The organism is Haloferax sulfurifontis (genome assembly GCF_014635105.1).
Lineage (GTDB): Archaea > Halobacteriota > Halobacteria > Halobacteriales > Haloferacaceae > Haloferax > Haloferax denitrificans.
In genome coordinates this window covers 319,086-342,045 of sequence record NZ_BMCI01000002.1, presented here as the reverse complement: position 1 = coordinate 342,045, position 22,960 = coordinate 319,086, and the positions used below count along the sequence as shown (strand labels likewise).

The following is a 22,960-nucleotide window of genomic DNA, read 5'->3' as shown; positions in this document are numbered from 1 at the left end:
GAGGGATTGAAACCTACCGACTGTTGCGTCGGGTCGGTCGGAGGCGGTCGGAGGCGGTCAGGACCGGTCGGGGACCGCCGCGGTCGGCGAGCGGTGTCCCGGTTCTGCGTCGGTAGCTCTATCCGGGCGGGGGGAGTGGCCCACGACATGGCAGGCAGTACGTCCGTCGTCGTCGCCGCGCTCTTCGCGAACGGGGCGATTGCGATTCTCAAGTTCCTCGGCTTCCTCGCGACCGGGAGTCCCTCCATGCTCTCCGAAACGTATCACTCCATCTCCGACACCGGCAATCAGGTGTTCCTCCTCATCGGCATCCGCGACAGCAAGCGCGGCGAGACGCAGTCGCATCCCTTCGGGCACGGGAAATCGCAGTTCTTCTACTCGTTTCTCGTCTCCGTGATGCTGTTCGGCATCGCCGGCTGGGAGTCGGCCAAACACGGCTACGACGCCCTCATGCACCCCGGCCACGGCGGGGGCGGCGAGGCGCTCGTCCTGCTCGGCTTCGAAATCGAGCCCGTGTTGGTCAACGTCGCCATCCTCCTCGGGGCAATCGCCTTCGAGAGCTACGCCTTCCTGAAGGCGAACGCCGAGCTCCGCCGGCAGATAGAGGAGTACGAGTGGAGCGGCCTCGTCGAGGCCTTCCGGCAGACGAGCGACGTGACGACGCTCACGGCGTTCACCGAAGACACCGTCGCGCTCACCGGCGCGGTGCTCGCGCTCGTCGGCATCGGCCTCACCGAACTCACGGGCAACGGGATGTTCGACGCCGCCGCGGCGCTCCTCATCGGGATACTGCTCATGGGCTTCGCCATCGCGCTCGCGTGGGAGAACAAGCGGCTTCTCATCGGCGAGAGCGTCCCCGTGGACGAGGAACAGGCCCTCCGCGACATCGTCAAAAACGACCCGCGGGTCGTCCACGTCGACCACTTCCGCGCGAGCTACGTCGGTCCGGAGAAACTGCTCGTCGCCCTCGACGTGAGCTTCGACCCCGAACTCGACACCGAAGAACTGGACGACCACATCACCGAAATCGAGTCCGAACTCAGGGCGGCCGACGACCGGGTGCACTTCGTCTACATCGAACCCGAACTATAGCCGAAGGAGCCGAGTGGGACGCCACCGGCCAACCGCGACTCACGGCGGCCCCTCTCGACCTACCGCGATTCGACCGCGTCGGCGACGAGTTCGACCGCTTCTTCCACGTCCTCGCGCGAGACGTTCAGGTTCGTCGTAAAGCGGGTGTGGTACTCGCCGAACGTCCCGCCGAGGACGCCCACGTCGTCGCACAGACCGACGAACTCCTCGGCCGTCAGCCCCGCGCCCTCGGAGTCGACGACGACGATGTTCGTGTCGGGCGTCGGCACCGAGAGGCCGGAGACGGCGTCGAGACCCTCGGCGAGAACGCGGGCGTTCGCGTGGTCGTCGACGAGGCGGTCGACGTTGTCGAGCGCGACGAGCCCCGGCGCGGCGATGAGACCGGCCTGCCGCATGCCGCCGCCGAACTGCTTTCTGACGCGGACGGCCTCCTCGATGAACGCCTCGGGACCGGCGAGCATCGAGCCGACGGGCGCGCCGAGTCCCTTGGAGAGACAGAACATCACCGTGTCGACGCGCTCGACCATCGCCGCCGGGTCCTCGTCGAGGGCGACGCAGGCGTTGAACAGGCGCGCGCCGTCGAGGTGGACCGGAATCCCGAGGTCGCGGGCGGCATCGGCCGCGGCGTCGATGTCGGCTTTCGGAACCGCGACGCCGCCGCGGGCGTTGTGGGTGTTTTCGAGACACAGGACGCCGGTACCGGCGACGTGAAGCGACTCCTCGCGGGCGTGGTCGCGGACCTGTTCGGGCGTCGGCGCGGCGCGCTCGCCGGCGTCGTAGGCGCGGACCTGCAGGCCCGAGAGTTGGGCGAAGCCGCCGACCTCCCACTTGTAGACGTGCGCCCTCTCGTCCACGAGCGCCTCTTGGCCGGGGTCGGCGTGGACGCGGGCGGCGATTTGGTTGCCCATCGTCCCCGACGGCACGAACAGCGCGGCCTCCTTGCCGACGAGTTCGGCGGCGCGCGCTTCGAGTTCGTTCACGGTCGGGTCGCCGCCGTACACGTCGTCGCCGACGGCGGCGTCGCGGGCGGCCTCGCGCATCTCGTCGGACGGGAGCGTGACGGTGTCGCTTCGGAGGTCTATCATGCGCGGAGAGACCGCGCCGACGGAGAAATAAACGATGGTCCGCGGGGCGTTCTCGGTCGTGGTCGCAATATTTGCGCTTCGAAAGGTGTTTGCCCCGGGGACACACACGACGCGGTATGGACCCGCGCATCCGCGAGCACGCACAAACCATCGTCGACCACTCCACGAGCGTCGAGGCCGGCGACAACGTCGTCGTCTCCGCGCCCTCGGTGGCCGAGGACCTCGTCACGGCCGTCCACGAACTGCTCGGCGACCGCGGCGCGAACGTCGTCGCGATGGACGCGAACCCGCGATTCACCCGCGCGTTCCTCCGCGCCGGCGACGACGACTACGAGACGCCCGAGCACGTGCTGGCGCTCTACGAGGAGACCGACGTCATCATCCGCGTCCGCGGCGAGACGAACGCGACCGAACAGAGCGACGTGCCGCCCGAGACGAACGCCGCGTACAAGCGCGCCTACAAGCCCGTACAGGGCGAGATGCTCTCGAAGCGCTGGTGTCTCACCCAGTACCCCGCGAAGGGGAGCGCCCAGCTCGCCGGCATGAGCACCGAGGCCTACGAGAACTTCGTCTACGACGCCGTCACCCTCGACTGGGACGCGCAGGGCGAACTCCAACAGCAGTTGGTCGACATCCTCAACGACGGCGACGAAGTGCGCATCAAATCGGGCGACGAGACCGACGTGACGATGAGCATCGCCGGCAACACCGCCATCAACGACACGGCCGAGCACAACCTCCCCGGCGGCGAGGTGTTCACCGCGCCCGTGAAAGAGTCCGTGAACGGCGAGGTCTACTTCGACCTGCCGCTGTACCGGCAGGGCCGCGAAGTCTCCGGCGTCCGCGTCCGCTTCGAGGACGGCGAGGTCGTCGACTACTCCGCCGAGGGCAACGAGGAGGTCTTAGACGGCGTGTTCGACACCGACGAGGGCGCGCGTTACCTCGGCGAACTCGGCATCGGCATGAACCGCAGTATCGACCAGTTCACCTACAACATGCTGTTCGACGAGAAGATGGGCGACACCGTCCACATGGCCGTCGGCTCGGCGTACCCCGAGACGGTCGGCGCGGACAACGAGCTCAACGAGAGCGCCGAGCACGTGGACATGATCGTCGATATGTCCGAAGACTCGGTCATCGAGGTCGACGGCGAGGTCGTCCAGCGAAACGGCACGTTCGTCTTCGAAGACGGGTTCTGACCCGGCCGGCGGCGCGCCGCCCGACTACGAACAACTCGCAACATTTCGCCTCCAGTTTATCGCCCGGAGAATCGACTCGCGTCGTCGGTTTTTCCAGTCGAAACGGAAGCCTCCGAGCGGTCGCCGAAATCGGCACCGAGACGCGGGGACGGATTCGGTCTGTCTCGACCGAAATCCGCGGGCTCTCCAGTCGAAGCGATGCCCTTCCGTCTATAGACAGGCGTGTGACAACAGCACACATATCCCAGTAGGTTTATTTCGAATAGTCGACGAACACGAACCGATGCCAGCGGTCCAGTGCCGGGAGTGTGGACGCGACGTGGCGGTCCACGAGATAGAAACGGCGACCACGACGACGCCCGACGGCTTCGAGACGAGATATCGGTGTCCCTACTGCGACTCCGAGATGCGCGACGTAAAAACGCGAATCGTCTGACGGCGTTACTCTTCGAGGTCGAGGTCGAACTGCTCGTTTTCGGTGACAGCGTTGAGCACGACCGACGTGTTGGACTCGCGGATGTCCGCGTCGGTGAGCAGTTTCTTGATCTGCGTGTTCATGCCGTCGGTGTCGCGGAACTTGCCGATGGCGATGATGTCGTAGTCGCCGGTGACCTCGTACACCGAAATCATCTGCTTTTCCGCGCGGAGGCGCTCTGTGATTTCGGGGAGCGCGGAGCCCTCGACTTTCAGTTGGATGACGGCGGTCACGTCGTAGCCGAGCGCGTCGTAGTTCACCCGCGGCGTGTAGCCCTCGATGACGCCTTCGTCTTCGAGGTCTCGCAGGTGATTCGAGACGGTCGTCACCGACACGTCGAGTTCTTCGGCGAGGCTTCGCAGGCTCGCTCGACCGTCACCGAGGAGCGCGTTGATGAGCTTCGCGTCGAGGTTTTCGTACGTCATTACATCCAGAGACCGTCCGAGGGCATTAGAATTTTACGAATATCCAATTCTGTGGCACACCGCGGGGAATTGCATTAAGCGGAAAGGTCTTTATAGTGCGGGTGTTCGAATCGCGTGTTCAGGAAAATGACGGAAGACAACGCACTCACCGACGGCGGCCTGAGCGACGAGGCACAGTCGGTCATCGACGAGATCGAAGAGAAGAATGTCGACTTCCTCCGACTGCAGTTCACCGACATTCTCGGAACGGTCAAAAACGTCTCCATCCCGGCCTCGCAGGCCGAGAAGGCGTTCACGGAGGGCATCTACTTCGACGGTTCCTCCATCGACGGCTTCGTGCGCATTCAGGAGTCCGACATGCGCCTCGAGCCCGACCCGTCGACGTTCGCCGTCCTCCCGTGGCGGAAGAAGGAAAACAGCGCCGCAGGCCGTCTCATCTGTGACGTGTTCAACACGTCCACCGGCGAGCCCTTCAGCGGCGACCCGCGTGGCGTCCTCAAGCGCGCCATCGCCCGCGCCGAAGACCTCGGCTATGACGTGAACGTCGCCCCCGAACCGGAGTTCTTCCTGTTCGAAGAAGACGAAAACGGCCGCGCGACGACCGTCACGAACGACGCCGGCGGCTACTTCGACCTCGCGCCGAAGGACCTCGCGTCCGACGTGCGCCGCGACATCATCTACGGCCTCGAAAGTATGGGCTTCGACATCGAAGCCTCGCACCACGAGGTCGCCGAGGGTCAACACGAGATTAACTTCACGTACGACGACGCCCTCTCGACGGCCGACAACGTCGCGACGTTCCGGTCCGTCGTCCGCGCCATCGCGTCCGAACACGACCTCCACGCGACGTTCATGCCCAAGCCCATCCCGCGCATCAACGGCTCCGGTATGCACACGCACATCTCGCTGTTCCAGGACGGCGAGAACGCGTTCCACGACGGCGACGACGAGTTCGACCTGAGCGACACGGCCAAGAGCTTCGTCGCGGGCATCCTCGAACACGCGCCCGCGATCACGGCGGTCGCCGACCCGACGGTCAACTCCTACAAGCGCCTCGTCCCCGGCTACGAAGCGCCGGTCTACATCGCGTGGTCCGACCGCAACCGCTCGGCGCTCATCCGCAAGCCGGCCGCCCGCACGCCGGCCGCCTCGCGTATCGAGGCCCGCTTCCCCGACCCGTCCTGTAACCCGTACCTCGCGTTCGCCGCGCTCATCCACGCCGGTCTCGACGGCGTCGAAAAGGACCTCGACTGCCCCGACCCGGTCCGCGAGAACATCTACGAGTTCGACGAGGAAAAGCGCGAAGAGTACGGCATCGAGACGCTCCCGAAGGACCTCGGCGGCGCCGTCGACGCCCTCGAAGAGGACGAAGTCATCCAGGACGCCCTGGGCGACCACGTCTACGAGAAGTTCGTCGAAGCCAAGCGCTCCGAGTTCAAGGACTACCTCGTCGACGTCTCCCAGTGGGAGCTCGACCGGTACCTCGAGACGTTCTAAGCGTCGCGCACGCCTCACACCGATTTTTCTTTCGCGCCCGCTCGCCGGAGAGCGACGGCGCCCGGTGTCGCAGTCGGCGAGAAAAACCGGAAGTGACACGAGCCGAACGCGAATAACAGCCCGAAAACGCGGCCTCAGTCGGCCCGCAGGGACGCCCCGTCGCCGAGTCCGAGACGGTCGTACGCCCGCGGCGCGACGAGGATAAAGGCGACCACCGCCGCGGTGGCGAGCACCGTCACCGGAATCGAGGCGTCGACCACGTCGACGCCGACCCAGAGGCCGCCCGCGACGAGGAACGCGACGAGCGCGACCGGCGGCGACAGCGTCGGCAGTGACTCGTGGTCGGCGAGCCGCGTCCAACCGGCGAGGCCGCCGAGCGACCCGCCGAGCGCCGCCGCGGCGTTTTCGGTGTGTCCGGAGAGGCCCGTGGCGAACACCGCCGCGAGCGCGAGGACGCTGAGGCCGGCCGCGATGGCGAACAGGCGCGCCGGGTCGAGGTGGCCGGCCGCGTCGGGGTCGTCCGCGGCGGCGACGAGGAAGACCGCCTTCAAGAAGCCGAGGCCGAGGAGGACGCCGACCGCGACGTCGACGCCGTAGTGGACGCCGAGGAAAATCCGCGAGAGCGAGACGATACCGGCGGCGACCGCCGCGGCGACGAGTCGGCGGCGGCGGTCCCACAGGTCGAGAAGCGAGACCGCCGCCCCGTAGACGACCGTGGTCCCGAGGGCGTGCCCGCTCGGGAAGCCGAAGCCGTCGTCTGTCGTGAACGAGACGAACAGGTCCGAAAGCGGCGACGGCCACGCGGGCGCGTCGGCGACGGCCGCTGTCGGCGGTCGCGGCAGGGCGAAACCGACTTTCAGCGCCGTGACGAGCGCCAGCGACCCGAGCGCGAGGCCGACGAAGGAGGCCGCGGTCCGCCGCGGTCGCGCCGTGATTCGGGGGCGGCAGAGCCAGTACAGCGAGGTGAACACGACGAAGTAGAACCACTGGTCGCCGAGCTGGGTGACGAGACCGAACAGGAAGACCAGCGCGTCCGGTGCCTGCGCAAGGGCGTTTTCGCCGAACCCGCGGGTCTGAAGCGAAAGCGCGAACCGGAACATCTCAGCCGCGGCGTTCGCGAACCGCGTCGACGGCGCGGCCGGGGAGACCGAGCGCGTTCAGGCCGATGCCGAAGATGACGAACAGGACGTAGAGCCCGAGCGTCGACAGGAAGATGATGAGCATGGCGACGACCGCGATGAGGTCCGACTGGAGGTAGTAGAACGCGCCGAGCGTGAGGACGACGCCGTAGCCGAGCACGAGATACGGGCCCCAGCCGCGGGCCTTGCCGCGGCGCATCCGCCGGCGGACGTAGCGCTTCAACTCGGCTTCGAGCTTGGGCTTTTCGACCGTCCGGTCGGTCACGTCGTCCTCGAACGCGTCGAGGTCGGCCCGGAGTTCCTCGACCTGCGATTCCAGCTCCTCGATGTCGGGAGCGCCGCGCGGGGAGACGGACGCGCCGGTCTCCGCGTCGCCGGCGTCGTCCGTCCGCGGCCCATCGGTGTCTCCTCGGTCGTCGCTCATATCCGTACGAGCGTCATGTCGGCCTCCCGTATGTTGTACCTGCCGGTCCACTCCGGGTGGTCCCCCCGGCGGGTCACGCGGTTCCGCGGGCGACGCGTCGTCGCCGACCCCCGCGAGGACCGCGTTGACGACCGCGCCCGAAAGCAGGATGAGCCCCGAAAAGTAGAACCACGTCACGAGCAACAGGAGCGTCCCGAGCGCGCCCGCGACCGACGCGCCGGCCACCGACGCGTAGACGCCGAATCCGACCCCGAGGAGCGTCCAGCCGACGGCCGCGAAGACGGTTCCCGGAACGACCTGCCGCGGCGAGAGGTCGGCGTCGGGAAAGACGTAGTACAGCGGGAAGAACGCCGCACACAGCGTGAGAAGCAACAGAATCGGCGAGAGCAGTTGGATGAACGGCACGTCGAGCAGGCCGAGGAGCGCGGTCAGCACCGCGACGCCGATGGTGCCGACGCCGATGCTGGCGAGGGCGATGGTGCCGTCGCGGAGCTGGTCGAGGAGGCCGCCCGCCTCCGAGCCGTAGATGCGCGAGAAGGCGATGTCGAGGCCGCGGAAAAGCTTCAGCGCCCCCCAGACCGTCAAGGCGAGGCTCACCGCCCCGACGCTACCCTGTCCGGTTCGGTCCGCGAGGGCCTCCTCGACGAGGCCCTGTCCGGTCGGGACGAGATACTGCTCGACGAGCGTCTGGAGTTGGGCCTGCAACTCCGCGCCGCCGACCGCGGTGGCGATGACGACGCCGAGCACGAGAAGCGGAATCAGCGAGACGAGCGCGTAGTACGAGATGCTGGCCGCGAGAAACGAGATTTCCTTCTCCCGAATCGTGTCGACGACGGCCCGTGCGACGGGGACGGCGGTTCGAATCGTGGCGCTCACGTATCACGGAAACGACACGGGAGGCAAAGAAGTTACCCGCCGACGCGGCCGCGTGACTCGGTTACGGCCGCTGGCCGTTGCCTCGTCAGGCCTCGGGGTCGAGCGCGGCGGTCGCCTCGCGTATCTCAGCGACCGTCGCGTCGGTCTTGAACGCGGTGCCGTGGTAGTGGGCGGCCGTGGCGTCGTAGCCGGCCTCGCGGAGGGTTTCGAGGAACGTCTCCATCTTCGAGGCCGACCGGCCCCAGAGCTTACAGAGGCGGTGCTGGTCGAAGTGGGTCGGCGTGTCGAGTTCGACCGCGAGCGTGTCGAGGAGTTTGCGGGCGCGCTTCGCGGTGCCGAAGTCCTCGGTCACCTCGTCGCGGACGGCCTCGGCGAACGCCGGCTCGGAGACGGGGCCGAGCCAGATGGGGCCGGCTTCGAGAATCCGGGTCGACCCGCAGTTGGCGCACGACTCGGGCGGGTGGGCGATGAGCGAGTACTCCGCCTCGCGGTGGAGGCAGTCCTCGCAGTGGTAGACGAAGCCGGTCGATTCGAGGAGTTCGTCGGCCTTCGTCGCCCGCTCGTCGAGTTCGAGATACGCCCGCGCGTAGTGGCGCGTCGCGTGCGAGAGAATCGGGACGGCGGCCTTGTCGTAGCGGGCGGCGGTGCGGACCATCGCGCCGAGGAGCGTCCGAAGCCCCATCTCGGGGTGGTAGTCGGTGTTCTGCGGGAGACAGCCGTACTTCCGGATGCCGCTTTTCTGGTGTGCGCCGCACAGCGGGGCGGTGTCCGTGGCGGTGACGCAGACGAGGTCGCGGGTGTTTGCGAACGCGGGGTCGGCGAAGGGCATCGGCGTGCCGAAGGGGTCGAGGTCGACCACGTCGAAGACCGAGTCGTACATGAGGGCGTTGGCGTTGCGGTGGACCGCCTCGCCGCCGTTGCCGGCGCGGTCGAGGTTCGACTGGGCGAGTTCGACGGCGTCGGTGTCGAGGTCGGCGCAGGTCACGTCGTACCCCTCGGCGGCGGCGCGGACGCCCCGGATACCCGAGGCGGCCATCGCGTCGAGGTAGCTCTCGGCGCGGGGTTCGCGCTCGCGGAAGGCGCGGAGGACGGCCGCGGTGATGTCCCGGTTCAACTCCTGTGTGGGGTTGTAGAAGACATCGTCGCCGGTCCCCGCGGACGCCCCGTCGCGGGCGTCGGGAACTTCGATTTCGACGCCTCCCTCGCTCACGTGCATACCCGCAGTCGCCCGCGCGGGCGGAAACCGGTTGCGATGCGGTTGTGCGACGCGATTGCGACGCGATTGCGGCGGTCGGTCCACCCCGCGGCATCGAATGCGTTTTCACCGCCACCGACGAAGTCGGCGGCGTGGACCCGGCCGACGACTGGCGAGCGGCGCTCGCGGAGACCGGGCGACTCTCGCCGACCATCGTGCAGGCCATCGTCGACGCCCACGGCGACCGGGGCGTCACGGCCATCGAGGCCGTCTCCGAGCGACGGGTGAAGCGCTACCGCGACTTCGACGTGGTCGTCGGCTACGACGACGAGTACGTGGTCGAAGACCGGGGCTGTACCTGCAAGGACTCCCAGTACAACCTCGACCCCGACGAGGGCGAGCGCTGTTGGCACGTCCTCGCGGTCGACGTGGCCGAGGCGCTCGGCGAACTCGACCACCACGACATGTGGTACTCCGACGTGCGGGAATTTCTGTAATCACACTTCTCAACGACGCGCCCGTTCGGCCGTTCGGCCCGTCGCCGCGCCGCGGGAACGACCACAATTCTTTCCGAACCCCGCCGCGAACCTCGGCCCAACGGATGGCTGATTTCGACCTCTCTATCGACGAAAAGCGGGTGTACGCGGACAAGTCCGGCAAGCAGACGGTGTACGTCGCCGCGGGCGTCGGGGTCGTGACCGTCGACGTCTCCGACGACCTCGTCGGCGGCTTCCGCATCGACCGCCGGTGTACCGCGCGGGACGCCGCCGGGTCGCCCGGGGAAGTCGCCGTCGCCACCGACGAGGACGTGTTGCTCGTGCAGGGCGGCGACTACCACGAACTCGACTTCGGCCCCGCGACGGCCGTCGGCTTCCACCGGAATCGCGTCGTCGCCGCCGACGATGCAGGGCGCGTCGCCCGCTTCGACGAGTCCGGGTGGGCCGACCTCGGCGCGGTCGGTGCGGTCCGCGCCCTCGACGGGAGCCTCGTCGCGGCCGAAGACGGCGTCTACCGCATCGGCGACGACGGTCTCTCGCACGTCGGCTTGGACGGCGTGAACGACGTGTCCGACCCCGCGGGCCGTCTCGGCGGCGACTCGGGAACCCCGCTCGCCGCGACCGACTCGGGGCTGTACGCGCTCGGCAACGGCTGGATGGACGCGCTCGACGGGGCGTTTTCGGCGGTCGCGTCGATGCCGGACGGCCGCGCCCACGCGGTCGGCCCGGACGGCGTCGTCGCGCGAGACGCCGAGTCGGGGACGTGGGAGGCCGCGCCGATTCCGCTGGACGAGACGGTCGTCGCGCTCGCTCACGACGCCCGCGCCGCCTACGCCGTCACCGACGCGGGGAGCTTCTGCGTCCGACTGACCGGGGGCGACTGGCGGACGCAGGTGCTCGGGTTAGACACGGTCGGCGTCGCGGTGCGCTGACACGCGACGCGGCTGAACGCAACGAAAAGCGGTTTTACCCCCCACGAGAGACGAACGGGTATGCTCGTACCCGGCGCATCCTCGCAGGCACTCGCGGCCGCGCTCGCTTCCGAACTCGGCGAGTCGCTCGCGGCCGTCGAGTACGACCGCTTCCCCGACGGCGAGACGCTGGCCGCGGTCCCCGGTTTCGACGCCGACGCCGCCACCATCGTCGCCAGCACCGCCAGCAACGACGCCTACGTCGAACTGCTCCAACTGCAGGACGCCGTCCGCGAGGCCGGCGCGTCGGCGGTCACGACGGTCATCCCGTACATGGGCTACGCCCGACAGGACAAGGCGTTCGAGGCCGGCCACCCGGTCTCGGCCCGCGCGGTCGCCCGCGCCGTGAGCACGACGACCGACCGCGTCGTGCTCGTCAACCCCCACGAGGACGCCGTCTCGGAGTTCTTCGACGTGCCCGTCGACGTCGTCGACGCCGCCGGGCGGCTCGCCGAACCGCTCCCCGAACTCGACGACCCGCTGTTTCTGTCGCCCGACTCGGGGGCCATCGGCATCGCAGAGACCGTCCGCGACGCCTACGGCGAGGGCGAGACCGACTACTTCGAGAAGGTGCGCCACTCCGGGACCGACGTGGAAATCACGCCGAGCGACGCCGATTTCGAGGGCCGCGACGTGGTCATCACCGACGACATCATCGCCACCGGGTCGACCATGAGCGAGGCAGTCGGGGTCCTCGCCGACGGCGGCGCGAAGCGCGTCTTCTGTGCGACCGTCCACCCGCTTTTGGCTCGCAACGCCCGCACGAAACTCGCGCGCGCCGGCATCGAGCGCGTCGTCGGCACCGACACCATCGAGCGCGACGTGAGCGAGGTGTCCGTCGCGCCCGCTCTCGTCGACGAACTCGAACGGTAGCAGACCACACACTCTCTCGAAACGGTTTTGCCGGTCCCCGCATCTCGGGATACTATGGGACGTTACGGAAACATCGACTACCCGCGGATGACCAAGACCGGCCTCGGGCTGGGGCTCGCGCTGTTCCTGTTCGGCGCTGTCGGCGCGAAAGTCGCCCTCGCCGTGAGCGGCGGTGCCATCCCCGGCTGGGAGCGCACGCTGTTTTTCGACGCCGAGTGGCTCGGCATCGCGCTGGTGCTGTTCTCGCCGATTATCTTCGGCATCGTGCTCCCGCTTACGGAGTAGATGGCCGACGCCGACCCCCGGTTTCCCGACGCCGACGAGACGCTCGTCCTCGAACCCGACTGCGCGCGCTGTCCGGCGCTCGTCGAGTGCCGAAACCGCATCTCGTGGGGCGTCGGCCCCGCTGACGCGACCGTGATGGTCGTCGGCGAAGCGCCCGGTGCGGGCAACCCCGACGCCGAGCGCTGGCGGGGCGGCAACTGGACCGGGATGTCCTACACCGCCCGGCACTCGGGCCGCCGCATCCGCGAGACCATGGCCGCCGTCGGCTACGAGTCCGGCGTCTTCTACACGAACGCCGTCAAGTGCTTCCCCTCGGACGGCGAGGGGTCGAACCGCGCGCCCACGGCCGCGGAAAAGGCGAACTGCCGCGACCACCTCGTTTCCGAACTCGAAGCCATCGACCCCGACGTGGTGGTCCCGACCGGCCGCCACGCGACCGAAAGCGTCCTCGCGCTCGACGACGCCTCGCTGGACGGCTTTCTCGATACCGTCCTCGAACCCGTCGAGAGCGAGCGGTTCGGCTACACCGTGGTCCCGCTTTTACACCCCTCCTACCGCGACGTGTGGCTGTCGCGTCTCGGCTACGAGTTAGACGAGTATCTGGCCGACTTGGAGTCGATTCTCCCCTAAGCTCGCCGCGTCGACCGAGGCGCACACCGACGCCGACCACAAACGGTCCGCCGAGCGGAACTGACTCGACCGACTCCGGACCGGTGCGAACTTTCTTTTTCCCGCCAATCGACGAACCACGTATGTCCGACTGCATCTTCTGCGCCATCGTCGACGGCGACATCCCCGGCCGAATCGTCCACGAGACCGAGCACACGCTTGCGTTCCTCGACGCCAACCCGCTCGCGCCCGGCCACACGCTCGTCGTCCCGAAAGAACACCACGCCCGCCTCGACGAGGTGCCGGCCGACGCGGCGGCCGACCTCTTCGCCGCCGTGAACGACCTCGTTCCGCGCGTCGAGGCGGCGGTCGACGCCGACGCGACGAACGTCGGCATCAACAACGGCCCCGCCGCCGGGCAGGAAGTCGACCACGTCCACGTCCACATCGTCCCGCGGTTCGAGGGCGACGGCGGCAGTCCCATCCACGCCGTCGCGGGCGAGCGACCCGACCTCTCCGACGAGGAACTGGACGACATCGAGGCGTCCATCTCGGGCTGAAGCGACCGTTCTCGTTCCCGTCAACCCCGCCTTTTCACCGTAAGTGTCGATATGAACACATATATGGCCGCCGCAAGTACCGCCAGTCGTGACAGTCCTCCAATCGTTTCGGACGGCCCTCCGAATCGTCACCGAGACGCCCGTGCTCGTCGCGTTCGCCCTCGCGTTCGGGGCCATGGGCGCGTTGAACAACGCCTCCGGCCTCGTCAGTGTGGTCGGGACGATTCTGCTCCTGTTCGGCTCACCGGCGCTCATCGGCGCGTTCTACACCGTCATCGACGGCGCGCGCCCCGGTTCCGACACCGACCTGCGCGCGTCCACCGCGGCACAGCGCTACTACGTGAGCCTGCTCGGTGCGAGCGTCCTTTCCGGCCTCGTCATCATGATCATCGCGATGGTCGTCGGCGGCGGCGTCGTCGGCTACATCGGCTTCGGCCGGCTCAACGCGGTCCTGAACGGCTCCGCGACCCTCACGCTCGTCGAACTCGCCGCCGCCGGGGCGGCCTTCGTAGTCCTCGCGGCGGTCATCTACGTCTTCACGTTCTTCGACACCGCCGTCGTCTTCGACGGGAAGACCGCGGGCGGGTCGCTCAGCCGGAGCGTCGACTTCGTCTTCGGGAACCTCCGGCGGGTCGTCGGCTACGCGGTCGTCGCGACCGTCGCCACCTCGGTCGTCGACCTGCCGGTGCTCTGGTTCGTCACCCTCGACGGCGCGACCACCGTCGCCGGCGCGGTGACGGCGTTCCAAGCGCCGATGTCCGGGGTCGATATCGCCGTCGTGGCCGTCGCCTCGACGGTCACCACGCTCGTCGGGCGGACCTACAAGGTCTGTTTCTACCGGGCCTGCGCGGATGACGCATGGGGTTCGGGGCCGGAGTCGGCCGACGAGAACTGGACGATGTAGTCGCGCGTCCGGCGGCGCTAACGGCGGGCGACCGAAGCTATTAATCTGAGCACCCGACCAATCGCGGTATGTCGATTCCCACCACTATCGCGCTCGTCGGAGCCACCGGCGGCGCGGGGACGACCCGACTGACGCTCGAACTCGCCGCGGCGCTCGCGGACGACGGTCGCGACGTGGCCGTCCTCGACGCGGCGTTCGCCACGCAGGGACTCTCGGACTACGTCTCGGGGACGCTCGACCCCGACGCGACGTCGCTCGTCACCGACGATGCGGACGTGCCGCTCGAATCGGGGCTGGTCGCGTTCGCCCCCGACGCCGAGGGGCGCGTGGCCGTCTGCCCGGCCGCGGCCCCGTTCGAGCGACTCGCGCGGGCGATGACGCCCGACGCCGCGCGGGCGTTCGAGGGGCGCATCGCCGAGGCCGCAGACGGCTTCGACCACGTCCTCGTCGACGCGCCGCTCCTCGCGTCGAACCAGACGGTCGCCGCCGCCGCGGCCTGCGACCGAGTCGCGCTCGTCGCGCCCGCCACGGACCGCGGTGACGACGCCGTCGGTCGCCTCAGCGCACGGGCCGCCGACATCGGCACCGACGTCGACGCCGTCGTCTCCACGTTCGGCGAACTCCGCGACGCGGACGTCGTCGTCCCCGAAACCGAGGCGGACGGCATCGCCGACGCGCCGGCGTGCCGCGACGACGCCGAACTCGCGGCGGGCGTCGGCGCGGTCGCGGAGGTCGTCCTCGACGTCGAAATCGAACCCGCGGCCGCCACCGGCGGAGTCCTCAACTCGGTCGGCGAGTACGTCCGTCGCTGAGCCGCACGGGGCGTCGAGTATTCGGAAAGACAGTCGACTCGGTGAGCACCGCCGCTCGCGGGCGCAAAAACCGGGGGAGAGAGTAGAACGGCCGAGAGAGAAAGGCGCGCCTCGCGTCAGAACTGCATGTCGGTGACCGAGCTCATCGTCTCGGCCAGCGAGTCGCGCTTGGCGACCGCGGCGTCGGTGCGGTCGGTCAGCGCGCCCTCGACGGCTTCGACGAGGGGGGCGACGGGGTCGTGCGTCTCGACGTACGTCGCGAGCGCGAACTCCGACGGCTCCGCGCCGGTGAGCGCGAGCGCGTCGGCCCGCGAGACTCGCCCGTCGACCCAATCGCGGACGATGCGTCGCGCCTCGGGCGCGAGGGGCGTCACGCCCGCCTCGCCGCAACGGTGCAAGAGCTTCGCCGCCGTGACCGGGGCGACGCCCGCCTCGCGCGCGCTCTCTCCGATTGACGTGCCCGAGCCGTGTGCTTCGACGACCCGCTCCGCCGCCGCAGGCGCACAGGGGAGCGCGTCTGCGTGCGCCTCGAAGCGCTCGCGGAGGGAAACGTCGGTGTCGTCGACGGTCGGGACGCGGCTCGAACGCTGTTCAGTCGTCGTCGTCTCTAACGCGGCGGCGATATCCGACAACCCCATTGACCGGAGTTCAACACCGTTCCGCCAAAAGCGTTCCCAATGAATATCGATATTGATAGCTAAACGTACCGGTAACCGGTAGGCTCTGTCACCCCAAACCGGGGTTCGAACCCCGTTTTGTCCCGTGTTTAAATACCTCTTCGAGACCGATTTTCAATTGTGATGAGTGAAGCACGCTCCCCCCAGGGTTGCCCCGAATGCGACGGACACCTCGGTTTCGAAGCCGGCGAGACGGTCTGTACGGACTGCGGCCTCGTCGTCTCGGAGTACCGCATCGACCACGGTCCCGAATGGCGCTCGTTCGCCGACGACGACCGGAACCCCGCCCGCACCGGCGCGCCGCTCACCCGGTCGCGCCACGACCGCGGCCTGTCGACCGAAATCGGCCGTTCGACGCGTATCAAGGGCCGCAAGCGCCGGCAGTTCGCCCGGATGCGCCGCCAGCACAACCGCGCCCGCATCTCGACCAAGCGCGAGCGCAATCAGGTGTACGCCTTCACCGAGATTCGCCGCGTGACGAGCGCGCTGTCGCTCCCGAACCACATCCGCGACCAGGCGTGTTCGCTGTTCGAGTCCGCCCAGAACGAAGACCTCCTTCGCGGTCGCTCGCTCGAAGGGTTCGCCGCGGCCTGCGTCTACGCCGCCTGTCGCGTCGCCGGCGTCTCCCGGAGCGTCGAGGAGGTCTGCGACGTGTCGAAGTCCACCGAGGCGGAGCACCAAGCGGCCTACGGCGCGCTCAACCGCGACCTCGGCCTCCCCGTCGCGCCCGCCGACCCGACCGAGTACCTGCCGCGGTTCGCGACCAAACTCGATCTCGACAGCGACACCGAGCGCCGGGCGCGCGAGTACGTCGCCGACGCCCGCGACGAGGGACTCGTGGGCGGCAAGAACCCCTGCGGCGTCGCCGCCGCGTGTCTCTACACCGCCGCGTGCGACCGCGGGGAAGACTGCACGCAGGCCGAGGCCGCCGAGGTGGCCGACGTGACGCCCGTGACGCTCCGCAAGACGTACGTGGCGCTCCGCGAGTGAGACAGACACCGCAGACCGTGGCCGCGACGGTTCGCTAGCCGAAGCCGAAGCGACGAACCGAGAACTGAACGACTGTCGCGCGACCGAACCGAAAACGAGACGACGCTTCTACCGACCGCTTACCCGGACCGCGTCCGCGAGTTCCCGAATCCGAGTACTGGGAAGGCTCTCCGGCGACGACGCGACGACCGGCTCGAACCGCTCGACCGCCTCGGAGAGCCGCGCGTCCGCGGGGACCTCCGTCGCCGGCGCACCGAGCACGTCGGCGAAGGCGTCGAGCGGCACCGGGTCGACGACGCGGTTGACCGCGACGGCGGCGAGTCCGCACCCGAGTTCGCGGGCGAGTTCGCGGGTCCGAACCGCGTCGGCCAGCGCGTACCCCTTCGGCGACGCGATCACGACGCAAGCGTCGGCGACGGCGAGCGGAACGCCGGTGTCGGCGCGCATCCCGGCGGGACAGTCCACGACCACGTCGCCGTGGGCCGCCTCGACCGCGCGGAGCGCGTCGGCGAGGAGGCGAACGTCGGCGGCGCGCGCGCCGGCGAGCGTCCGGCCGCACGGGAGTATCGAGACCGGCCCGCCCGAGCGGACGGCTTCGAGGGGGTCCGCCCGCCCCGCGAGCACGTCGTGGAGGTCGGGGCCGGGCGCGTACGGGAGGTTCGCCATCCCGAGGTCCGCGTCGACGACGACCGCGCCGAGTTCCGCCGCGAGTTCGAACGACAGCGTCGACTTCCCGACGCCGCCCTTCCCGGAGACGACCGCGAGAATCACGCGAGCCTCCGGAGCGCGTCCGCGTCGGGGTCGGCGTCGGCCGCGCGGTCCGCGAGCGCCGTCGCCCGCGCCGCCAACCGGCGGAGTCGCGCTCGGTCCGCGTCGAGCGAGTCGAGCGCCTCGACGCCGAAGTCGGCCTCGGAGAGCGCGGCCGCGGCGTCCGCGACCGACGCGCCGTCCAGTCGCTCGGCGAGTTCGATGCGTCGCTCGACGGTCGCGAGAGACGCCGACTGGACCGACTGCCCGGTCTCGTGCCCGCGCGCCTCGCTGACCCCGACCGCCGCCGACACCTCGTCGTCAGTCGGCTGTTCGGACGGTCCGGTTCGGTCGGGGGCGGCGGCGCGTTCCGATTGCGAAATCGGGCCGGGTCGCTCCTCGTCGGACTCGGGGGTCGTCGCGTGCGTCGGCTCGGGTGTCTCCAGCTCAGGCGACGCCGACTCTGGCGTCTCCGGCTCGGGCGTCGCCGACTCAGCTGTCGTCGGTGACGGGTCAGAAGAGACGGGGACCGCGTCCGCGGGCGGCCGCGCCGAACCGAGCGTCCGAACCGCGTCCTCGGGCGTCGAATCGGCGGCCCGTTCCGACTCGTCGGCGCGGCCGAGAACCTCGATGTCGACCGCGCGCTCCGGAGAACCGTCGACGTCGGCGGGCGCGGCGTCGCGGTCGCCCGACGTCGACAGGGGAACGGCGTAGCCGAGCGCAACCGTCGAACCCGCGGGAACGACGCCGTCGAAACCCTCGTCGTCCCACCCGGGTTCGGGGACGCCGGCACGGCGCGGCGGGAGCACCGGGCCGTCAAGGCGGTTGCGAAGCCTGACGCGGCGGTCGACCGGCGCGTCGTTGTCGACTCGGACCGAGACGAGGGCGACGCCGTCGGCCGCGGTCACGTCGATATCGGTGTGCATAGCGGGGGTGGCCGCGGCTTCGCATATAAACCAACGCCCGGAGCGACCGGGGCGGCCGACGCTCAGACTGTCAACACCGAACGACCGGCACGCCGAGCCAGTCCGCGGCGGCCTCGGCGTCCGAAAACCGGCCGCACGAGAGGACGACCGGCGCGGAGAGGTCGGCGAGGCGGACGGCGGCCAGCGCGCGGGCGACGGGGTCCGATTCGAGGGCGGGCGGTTCGGGCGGCGAGTCGACCGCCGCGGTCGCCGTCGCCGTCGCCGGGAGCGACGCGAGGTCTCGAAGCGCCGCCTCGAACTCCGCTCCGAGTTCGGCCGCGAAGTGCGCCCGGGCCTCGCGGCGGCGGTTCTCGACCGCGTCTTCGAGTTTGAGTCGCGCCTCCCGCCCGTCTCGCTCGGCTCTGACCGCGCGTTCGAGCGCCGAAAGCCGCTGTTCGGCCGCGACGCGCTCCGTCTCGACTTCCGAGAGCTCAGTCGCCGCCGAGACGAGCTCCTCGCGCGCCGCGGCGGTCGCCTCGTCGTCGCCGGCGTCGCGGTGGGCGTTCACCCGCCCGCGGAGAGCCGCGACGCGCTCTCTGAGTCGAGACTCGTCCTCTCCGGCGGCGGCGACGCGGCGACGGGCGTCTCGGAGCGCGGCCGCCGAGGTGTCGGGCCGTTCGCGTTCGTCCGCCTCCGCCTCCTCGGCCGCATCGTCGCGGTGCTCGGCGAGTTTCGCTTCGAGTCGAGCGAGGTCGTCGGCGACCGGAGAGCGGCGGCCGTGCGACCGACCGGCCGCCGCGAGGAGCCACCCGCGGGACGGAGACGGGGACGGCGCGGAGACCGGGACTCTGCCGAGTCTGTCGTGTCCGGGGCCGGGCGACGGGCAGTCGATTCGGAGCGTGCCCGGCGCGTCGGTCCCGTCGTCCGCCCGCACCGCGGCGACGACGGCGTCGACGTCGACCGACTCGCCGGCGAGGTCGATTGCCGACCCTTCGTAGACGGTCCCGTCGGGCAGTCGGAGCCTCATAGCTCGCGGCGCTTCATCTCCGCGGCCGACGGGTGGTCGGTTCCCGAGGCGAACTTGCTGTACGGCGTCGCCGGCGACTCGCGGTCCTCGTAGGCCGCCGCGGCCTCGCGGACCGCGTCGGGGACCGCCGAGAACTCGTTGAACGGCTCGGTTCGCTCGATTTGAACGGCCTCGTCGTGTTTCTCCCGAAGCCGAAGCGCGAGGAAGGCGGCCAGCTCCGTCTCGTCGAACAGCGCGGCGCGGCCCAGTCGTCGGACCACGACCCCCTCGTGGGTCCGACAGATGTTCCGAAGCGTCGTCCGCGCCGCCTGCGAGTAAGTCACGACCAACAGCACGCACGACCGGTCACGGAGCCGGGAGAAAAATCGTTCGACAGCGGCACCGCAGGCCACTCGTCCGGCGGTCGTGCGGACGGTGGCGCGTGGTGCCGAACCCCATATTCGAATCCCCCGCGTTGCGTCTCAGACGCGCTCGACGGAGAACGACACGTCGTCGGCGTCGCCGGTCGCCTCGTCGAGGAGGTCTCTGACCCGCGCTCGCGCGTCGGCGGCGTCGGCGGCGAGGACGACGAGCCCCTCCGCGCGGTCGTCGCCGACGGCCGTCCACGCGTCGAGCGTCCCGTCGCCGGCGTCGTCTTCGAACTCCGTCGCAAACGTCCGGAGGACGGTCACGACGCGCCGCTCGGTGCTGGCGAGGTCCGCGTCACCCGATTCGAGGTCGCGGATGGCGTCTTCGATGTTGCGGATGGCGGAGATTCGGTCCATCGGTCGTCTGTCCCCTCAGCGCACGCTCCACTAAGTTCGTCGGTTCCGCGCGGGAACGGTCGCGGACGGTGTGAGAATCGAGGTCGGCGGCTCAGGTCGCGCGGTACACGTCGCCGCGGGGCTCGTAGATGTCGCCTTTCATCTTGAGCTTGTCAAGCTGGTCGTTGACCGTCTTCTCGTCCATGTTCAGCTCGCTGTTGGCGCGTTCGAGGACCTCCTCGTGGGGCGCGCCCTCATCGTACTCCTCCTGCATGGTGCGGATGAGTTCGAGGAGGTTCTTGATGCGGTCGCGCTGGGTCTTCGAGCGACCCGTCTCGACGATGTCGGCGTCGAACTCGCCGGTCTCGGGGTCCATGCCGATGTCGCGCAGGCAGGACTCGACGATGCCCGTGACGCGCTCTGCGTCCTCGCGGGTCACCTTGTCCGAGAGGCGGACGCGGGCCGAGGCCTCGCCGAGGCGGACGAGCGCTTCGAGCTTCCGGGCGGTCACGGGGACGGGCGCGTCCTCGTCGGCACCGCGGGCGCGGAAGTCAACGTAGAAGTCGCGGATGACCTGTTTCGCCTCGTCGGTCATCGTCGGATAGCAGGTGCGCTTCGCGTAGGCGATGTACTTGCGAAGCAGGTCCGCGTCGATGGTGGGCGCGACCTCGTCGGTGACGGCGTCGACCTGCTGTTCGGTGAACTCGGAGTTGGCGACGTTCGTTCGCTGGGTGTTCAGCTCGCCCGCGTAGTTGGTCTTGAGGATGTGGTCCGCGAGCTTCGAGTCCTCGTCGGGGTCGGGGTCGTCCGTGACCGTGAAGATGAGGTCGAACCGGGAGATGAGCGCGGGTTCGAGGTCTATCTGCTCGCCGATCGGCTCGTACTGGTCGAAGCGACCGTACTTCGGGTTCGCCGCGCCGAGGAGCGAACACCGCGACTTGAGCGTCGCGTTGATGCCGGCCTTGGAGACCGAAATCTGCTGTTGTTCGAGCCCCTCGTGCATCGCAGAGCGGTCCTCGGGCCGCATCTTGTCCAACTCGTCGACCGCCGCGATGCCCTTGTCCGCGAGGACGAGCGCGCCGGCTTCGAGCGTCCACTGCTGGCCGTCGCCGAAGTCGTCGCGGACGGCCGCGGCGGTGAGACCCGCCGAGGACGAACCCTTGCCGGAGGTGTAGACCGACCGAGGAGCAATATGTCGGATATATGATAACATCTGCGATTTGCCAGTTCCGGGGTCCCCTATCAACAGCATGTGCAGGTCGCCGCGAATCCGCGACCCGTCGGGTAGGTGTTTCGTGACGCCCGAGAACAGTTGGAGAATCATGGCCATCTTCTCTTGCTCGTAGCCGTAGATGGCGGGCGCGACGGACTCGACCATCTTCTCGTAGATGGCCGGGTCGTTCGAGAGTTCGACGATTTCGGCCACGTCCTCGTCGGATATCTCCATGTCCTCGAACTCCTCGTCTTCGATGGTGAGCGAGATGCCCTCCATGTAGTAGTCGAAGACGGGGGTCTTCTCGTTGCCCGAGGTCTGCTGTTCGATGTGGAGGATGCCGACGGCGGTGACGTGGTCGCCGGCGGTGACCTTGCCGGTCACGTCGTCAGAGAGGTTGATGTCGATCGACTGCGGCGTCTCGCCCCCGCGCAGGCCCTCGGGGGACTCCTGAACGCGCAGTTTCTGGGAGTCGACGAAGTTCGACTGGTCGAAGTCGATGCGGAACGGCCCCTGACGCTCGCATCCCTGACACTCGTGGGGTTCCTGAAAGCCGCCGTCGCCCTGCGGGATGTAGCTCATCGTCCCACAGCGCTGGCACTCGAAGGCGGCCTCCGTGATTTTCGGGCGCACGTCGGTCGCCTTGCGGACGATGCCCTGCACCGAGATGAGCGTCCCGATGTGGTCGTCGTTGACCCGGATGTTCCGGATATCGACCGCCTCGGGGAGGTTTCGCATCCGGACGTGCGCCTGCCCGAGCTTCACGTCCGCGGGGAGGTCGAACAGGCGCAGGGCCTCCTCCGCGTACTCCTGGAACTGACCGGGCTTCGTGATGTAGTCGTCCGCGAGCTCCGAGTCGAACCGATAGAGGTCGTCGTAATCGATGTACAGCGACCGCTTTTCCTTCGGGTACTGCTGTGCGAGCGTCCCGATCTCCTCTCGGTAGTAGTTTCGGTAGAACTCGATGAACCGCTCCGTCAGGTCTCGGTTCTGGGGGGCCTGCGCCATCGCACAGGGGTATGTCCCCAGGTGGTTAAGAACCTTCGTCGTCTGACCGACCGCTACAGTGACACGTCGGTCTCGATATCTTCTGTCGCCTCGCGGAGGCCGTCGCGTCGGGCGTCCTCGGCCAGCCGGTTCGAGAGGTCGTCGTCGGTCAACAGCTCCGCGAAGTCGTCGCGGAAGCGGTAGTTGGCCCGGCTCGAGCGGATGTCCGCCTCGGCGGCGGGGCGGCACTCGGCGACGACTTCGACGGGCACGTCGAGCGTCTCGGCGATGGTCTCGTCGTCCGCGCCGTCGACGAGCAGGTTGTCGAAGCGGTCGGCGTCGAACGGGAACTCGCGGTCGGCGTCGCGGACGAGATGGAGGTCGAACCGGGCGGTGCGAACCGCCTCGGGCGACGCGTCGAGTTCGACCGCGAGGTCGGCGTCGGAGTCGCCGTCGAAGAAGCCGACGACGAGCGCGACGAGCGCGTCGTCGTCGAAGTCGGTCTCGAACGCGTAGCGCTCGCGCATCGTCGCCACGGTGTCGTGGACGCGCTCGCGGACCGCTTCGGGGTCGTCCACGTCGGCGAGCGACCCCCGCGACTCGGACTGCTGTTCGGTCACGGTGTCCGAGCCGGTCGCCTCGATGAAGATGTCGCGGAGCTCGGCGGTCTTTTCGTCCATACCCGGAGAATGGCACGTCCAGCGTCTTTAATGATGCTGACCCGAGAGCCGCCGAGCGCCGGAGAGACGACTC

Annotated in this window: 26 protein-coding genes; 13 read left to right on the top strand and 13 right to left on the bottom strand. The window is 68.9% G+C overall.

Annotated features, from left to right (window positions below):
• Nucleotides 1–147: 147 nt before the first annotated feature.
• Nucleotides 148–1,092, top strand: coding sequence for a cation diffusion facilitator family transporter (locus IEV64_RS06210; RefSeq protein WP_004968983.1), 945 nt, complete (start codon nt 148–150; stop codon nt 1,090–1,092).
• 59 nt (nt 1,093–1,151) lie between these two features.
• Here IEV64_RS06210 and IEV64_RS06205 read toward each other — a convergent pair whose 3' ends face one another.
• Nucleotides 1,152–2,177: a threonine aldolase family protein gene (locus tag IEV64_RS06205; protein ID WP_188423448.1), complete on the bottom strand. Its 1,026-nt coding sequence runs from the start codon at nt 2,175–2,177 to the stop codon at nt 1,152–1,154.
• 116 nt (nt 2,178–2,293) lie between these two features.
• Between IEV64_RS06205 and IEV64_RS06200 the strand changes: the two genes are divergently transcribed.
• Together IEV64_RS06200 and IEV64_RS06195 are read left to right on the top strand one after the other, a co-directional pair.
• The gene (locus IEV64_RS06200; RefSeq protein ID WP_188423447.1) at nt 2,294–3,376 is read left to right on the top strand and encodes an aminopeptidase; all 1,083 of its coding nucleotides are present in this window, start codon (nt 2,294–2,296) and stop codon (nt 3,374–3,376) included.
• A gap of 283 nt (nt 3,377–3,659) precedes the next feature.
• Nucleotides 3,660–3,812, top strand: coding sequence for a hypothetical protein (locus tag IEV64_RS06195; RefSeq protein ID WP_167321014.1), 153 nt, complete (start codon nt 3,660–3,662; stop codon nt 3,810–3,812).
• Nucleotides 3,813–3,817: 5 nt separating this feature from the next.
• On the opposite strand, the gene lrp is transcribed toward IEV64_RS06195, so the two are convergent.
• Nucleotides 3,818–4,276 (bottom strand): HTH-type transcriptional regulator Lrp, encoded by a 459-nt coding sequence (lrp, locus tag IEV64_RS06190; protein WP_004045355.1) that lies wholly within the window; start codon nt 4,274–4,276, stop codon nt 3,818–3,820.
• A 126-nt stretch (nt 4,277–4,402) separates the two neighbouring features.
• On the opposite strand from lrp, the gene glnA reads away from it, so the two are divergent.
• Nucleotides 4,403–5,773 carry a type I glutamate--ammonia ligase gene (gene glnA, locus IEV64_RS06185; RefSeq protein ID WP_007275493.1) on the top strand — a complete coding sequence of 457 codons (1,371 nt, stop codon included), beginning with the start codon at nt 4,403–4,405 and terminating at the stop codon, nt 5,771–5,773.
• Between the two features lie 134 nt (nt 5,774–5,907).
• Here the strand turns inward: glnA and IEV64_RS06180 are convergent, their stop codons facing one another.
• From IEV64_RS06180 to IEV64_RS06170, 3 genes are all read right to left on the bottom strand, one after another.
• Nucleotides 5,908–6,873 carry a phosphatase PAP2 family protein gene (locus IEV64_RS06180; RefSeq protein ID WP_188423446.1) on the bottom strand — a complete coding sequence of 322 codons (966 nt, stop codon included), beginning with the start codon at nt 6,871–6,873 and terminating at the stop codon, nt 5,908–5,910.
• A 1-nt stretch (nt 6,874) separates the two neighbouring features.
• Nucleotides 6,875–8,212 carry a YihY/virulence factor BrkB family protein gene (locus tag IEV64_RS06175; protein WP_188423445.1) on the bottom strand — a complete coding sequence of 446 codons (1,338 nt, stop codon included), beginning with the start codon at nt 8,210–8,212 and terminating at the stop codon, nt 6,875–6,877.
• An 85-nt stretch (nt 8,213–8,297) separates the two neighbouring features.
• The gene (locus tag IEV64_RS06170; RefSeq protein ID WP_007275496.1) at nt 8,298–9,428 is read right to left on the bottom strand and encodes a tRNA (guanine(26)-N(2))-dimethyltransferase; all 1,131 of its coding nucleotides are present in this window, start codon (nt 9,426–9,428) and stop codon (nt 8,298–8,300) included.
• Between the two features lie 131 nt (nt 9,429–9,559).
• On the opposite strand from IEV64_RS06170, the gene IEV64_RS06165 reads away from it, so the two are divergent.
• From IEV64_RS06165 to IEV64_RS06130, 8 genes are all read left to right on the top strand, one after another.
• On the top strand, nt 9,560–9,904 hold the full coding sequence (locus tag IEV64_RS06165; protein ID WP_004968975.1) for an SWIM zinc finger family protein: 345 nt from the start codon (nt 9,560–9,562) through the stop codon (nt 9,902–9,904).
• A 104-nt stretch (nt 9,905–10,008) separates the two neighbouring features.
• Nucleotides 10,009–10,836, top strand: coding sequence for an HVO_0234 family beta-propeller protein (locus tag IEV64_RS06160; RefSeq protein ID WP_188423444.1), 828 nt, complete (start codon nt 10,009–10,011; stop codon nt 10,834–10,836).
• Nucleotides 10,837–10,896: 60 nt separating this feature from the next.
• A complete protein-coding gene (locus IEV64_RS06155) occupies nt 10,897–11,748 on the top strand; it encodes a ribose-phosphate diphosphokinase (RefSeq protein WP_188423443.1) in 852 nt (283 codons plus the stop codon).
• A 54-nt stretch (nt 11,749–11,802) separates the two neighbouring features.
• Nucleotides 11,803–12,033: a DUF7860 family protein gene (locus IEV64_RS06150; protein WP_049917893.1), complete on the top strand. Its 231-nt coding sequence runs from the start codon at nt 11,803–11,805 to the stop codon at nt 12,031–12,033.
• Nucleotides 12,034–12,663: a uracil-DNA glycosylase gene (locus tag IEV64_RS06145; RefSeq protein ID WP_004968971.1), complete on the top strand. Its 630-nt coding sequence runs from the start codon at nt 12,034–12,036 to the stop codon at nt 12,661–12,663.
• 122 nt (nt 12,664–12,785) lie between these two features.
• Nucleotides 12,786–13,202: an HIT family protein gene (locus IEV64_RS06140; protein ID WP_188423442.1), complete on the top strand. Its 417-nt coding sequence runs from the start codon at nt 12,786–12,788 to the stop codon at nt 13,200–13,202.
• Between the two features lie 88 nt (nt 13,203–13,290).
• Entirely contained in the window at nt 13,291–14,106 is an 816-nt protein-coding gene (locus IEV64_RS06135; RefSeq protein WP_007275502.1) for a DUF7847 domain-containing protein, read from the top strand.
• A 68-nt stretch (nt 14,107–14,174) separates the two neighbouring features.
• Nucleotides 14,175–14,918 carry a P-loop NTPase family protein gene (locus IEV64_RS06130; protein ID WP_007275503.1) on the top strand — a complete coding sequence of 248 codons (744 nt, stop codon included), beginning with the start codon at nt 14,175–14,177 and terminating at the stop codon, nt 14,916–14,918.
• 116 nt (nt 14,919–15,034) lie between these two features.
• Here the strand turns inward: IEV64_RS06130 and IEV64_RS06125 are convergent, their stop codons facing one another.
• Nucleotides 15,035–15,556 carry a DUF7858 family protein gene (locus IEV64_RS06125; protein WP_188423441.1) on the bottom strand — a complete coding sequence of 174 codons (522 nt, stop codon included), beginning with the start codon at nt 15,554–15,556 and terminating at the stop codon, nt 15,035–15,037.
• Nucleotides 15,557–15,718: 162 nt separating this feature from the next.
• On the opposite strand from IEV64_RS06125, the gene IEV64_RS06120 reads away from it, so the two are divergent.
• Entirely contained in the window at nt 15,719–16,585 is an 867-nt protein-coding gene (locus IEV64_RS06120; RefSeq protein ID WP_188423440.1) for a transcription initiation factor IIB, read from the top strand.
• 108 nt (nt 16,586–16,693) lie between these two features.
• Here the strand turns inward: IEV64_RS06120 and IEV64_RS06115 are convergent, their stop codons facing one another.
• The 7 genes from IEV64_RS06115 to IEV64_RS06085 form a co-directional block, all read right to left on the bottom strand.
• On the bottom strand, nt 16,694–17,356 hold the full coding sequence (locus tag IEV64_RS06115; RefSeq protein ID WP_007275506.1) for a P-loop NTPase: 663 nt from the start codon (nt 17,354–17,356) through the stop codon (nt 16,694–16,696).
• On the bottom strand, nt 17,353–18,258 hold the full coding sequence (locus tag IEV64_RS06110) for a DUF7857 domain-containing protein (protein ID WP_188423439.1): 906 nt from the start codon (nt 18,256–18,258) through the stop codon (nt 17,353–17,355). The genes IEV64_RS06115 and IEV64_RS06110 overlap by 4 nt, the downstream gene beginning before the upstream one ends.
• Before the next feature lie 70 nt (nt 18,259–18,328).
• On the bottom strand, nt 18,329–19,264 hold the full coding sequence (locus tag IEV64_RS06105; protein WP_188423438.1) for a DUF7856 family protein: 936 nt from the start codon (nt 19,262–19,264) through the stop codon (nt 18,329–18,331).
• Nucleotides 19,261–19,599 carry a DUF7855 family protein gene (locus IEV64_RS06100; RefSeq protein ID WP_188423437.1) on the bottom strand — a complete coding sequence of 113 codons (339 nt, stop codon included), beginning with the start codon at nt 19,597–19,599 and terminating at the stop codon, nt 19,261–19,263. The genes IEV64_RS06105 and IEV64_RS06100 overlap by 4 nt, the downstream gene beginning before the upstream one ends.
• 126 nt (nt 19,600–19,725) lie before the next feature.
• A complete protein-coding gene (locus tag IEV64_RS06095; RefSeq protein ID WP_007275510.1) occupies nt 19,726–20,028 on the bottom strand; it encodes a DUF7854 family protein in 303 nt (100 codons plus the stop codon).
• A 91-nt stretch (nt 20,029–20,119) separates the two neighbouring features.
• A complete protein-coding gene (locus IEV64_RS06090; RefSeq protein WP_007275511.1) occupies nt 20,120–22,228 on the bottom strand; it encodes a minichromosome maintenance protein MCM in 2,109 nt (702 codons plus the stop codon).
• Nucleotides 22,229–22,281: 53 nt separating this feature from the next.
• On the bottom strand, nt 22,282–22,887 hold the full coding sequence (locus tag IEV64_RS06085) for a conditioned medium-induced protein 4 (protein WP_188423436.1): 606 nt from the start codon (nt 22,885–22,887) through the stop codon (nt 22,282–22,284).
• Between the last annotated feature and the right edge of the window lie 73 nt (nt 22,888–22,960).

Excerpts from the sequence above, each read along its gene's own strand:
- IEV64_RS06210 (WP_004968983.1), top strand. The coding sequence starts at position 148 with ATGGCAGGCAGTACGTCCGTCGTCGTCGCCGCGCTCTTCGCGAACGGG.
- IEV64_RS06205 (WP_188423448.1), bottom strand. The coding sequence starts at position 2,177 with ATGATAGACCTCCGAAGCGACACCGTCACGCTCCCGTCCGACGAGATG.
- IEV64_RS06200 (WP_188423447.1), top strand. The coding sequence starts at position 2,294 with ATGGACCCGCGCATCCGCGAGCACGCACAAACCATCGTCGACCACTCC.
- IEV64_RS06195 (WP_167321014.1), top strand. The coding sequence starts at position 3,660 with ATGCCAGCGGTCCAGTGCCGGGAGTGTGGACGCGACGTGGCGGTCCAC.
- lrp (WP_004045355.1), bottom strand. The coding sequence starts at position 4,276 with ATGACGTACGAAAACCTCGACGCGAAGCTCATCAACGCGCTCCTCGGT.
- glnA (WP_007275493.1), top strand. The coding sequence starts at position 4,403 with ATGACGGAAGACAACGCACTCACCGACGGCGGCCTGAGCGACGAGGCA.
- IEV64_RS06180 (WP_188423446.1), bottom strand. The coding sequence starts at position 6,873 with ATGTTCCGGTTCGCGCTTTCGCTTCAGACCCGCGGGTTCGGCGAAAAC.
- IEV64_RS06170 (WP_007275496.1), bottom strand. The coding sequence starts at position 9,428 with ATGCACGTGAGCGAGGGAGGCGTCGAAATCGAAGTTCCCGACGCCCGC.
- IEV64_RS06160 (WP_188423444.1), top strand. The coding sequence starts at position 10,009 with ATGGCTGATTTCGACCTCTCTATCGACGAAAAGCGGGTGTACGCGGAC.
- IEV64_RS06155 (WP_188423443.1), top strand. The coding sequence starts at position 10,897 with ATGCTCGTACCCGGCGCATCCTCGCAGGCACTCGCGGCCGCGCTCGCT.
- IEV64_RS06150 (WP_049917893.1), top strand. The coding sequence starts at position 11,803 with ATGGGACGTTACGGAAACATCGACTACCCGCGGATGACCAAGACCGGC.
- IEV64_RS06145 (WP_004968971.1), top strand. The coding sequence starts at position 12,034 with ATGGCCGACGCCGACCCCCGGTTTCCCGACGCCGACGAGACGCTCGTC.
- IEV64_RS06140 (WP_188423442.1), top strand. The coding sequence starts at position 12,786 with ATGTCCGACTGCATCTTCTGCGCCATCGTCGACGGCGACATCCCCGGC.
- IEV64_RS06130 (WP_007275503.1), top strand. The coding sequence starts at position 14,175 with ATGTCGATTCCCACCACTATCGCGCTCGTCGGAGCCACCGGCGGCGCG.
- IEV64_RS06125 (WP_188423441.1), bottom strand. The coding sequence starts at position 15,556 with ATGGGGTTGTCGGATATCGCCGCCGCGTTAGAGACGACGACGACTGAA.
- IEV64_RS06120 (WP_188423440.1), top strand. The coding sequence starts at position 15,719 with ATGAGTGAAGCACGCTCCCCCCAGGGTTGCCCCGAATGCGACGGACAC.
- IEV64_RS06110 (WP_188423439.1), bottom strand. The coding sequence starts at position 18,258 with ATGCACACCGATATCGACGTGACCGCGGCCGACGGCGTCGCCCTCGTC.
- IEV64_RS06105 (WP_188423438.1), bottom strand. The coding sequence starts at position 19,264 with ATGAGGCTCCGACTGCCCGACGGGACCGTCTACGAAGGGTCGGCAATC.
- IEV64_RS06095 (WP_007275510.1), bottom strand. The coding sequence starts at position 20,028 with ATGGACCGAATCTCCGCCATCCGCAACATCGAAGACGCCATCCGCGAC.
- IEV64_RS06090 (WP_007275511.1), bottom strand. The coding sequence starts at position 22,228 with ATGGCGCAGGCCCCCCAGAACCGAGACCTGACGGAGCGGTTCATCGAG.
- IEV64_RS06085 (WP_188423436.1), bottom strand. The coding sequence starts at position 22,887 with ATGGACGAAAAGACCGCCGAGCTCCGCGACATCTTCATCGAGGCGACC.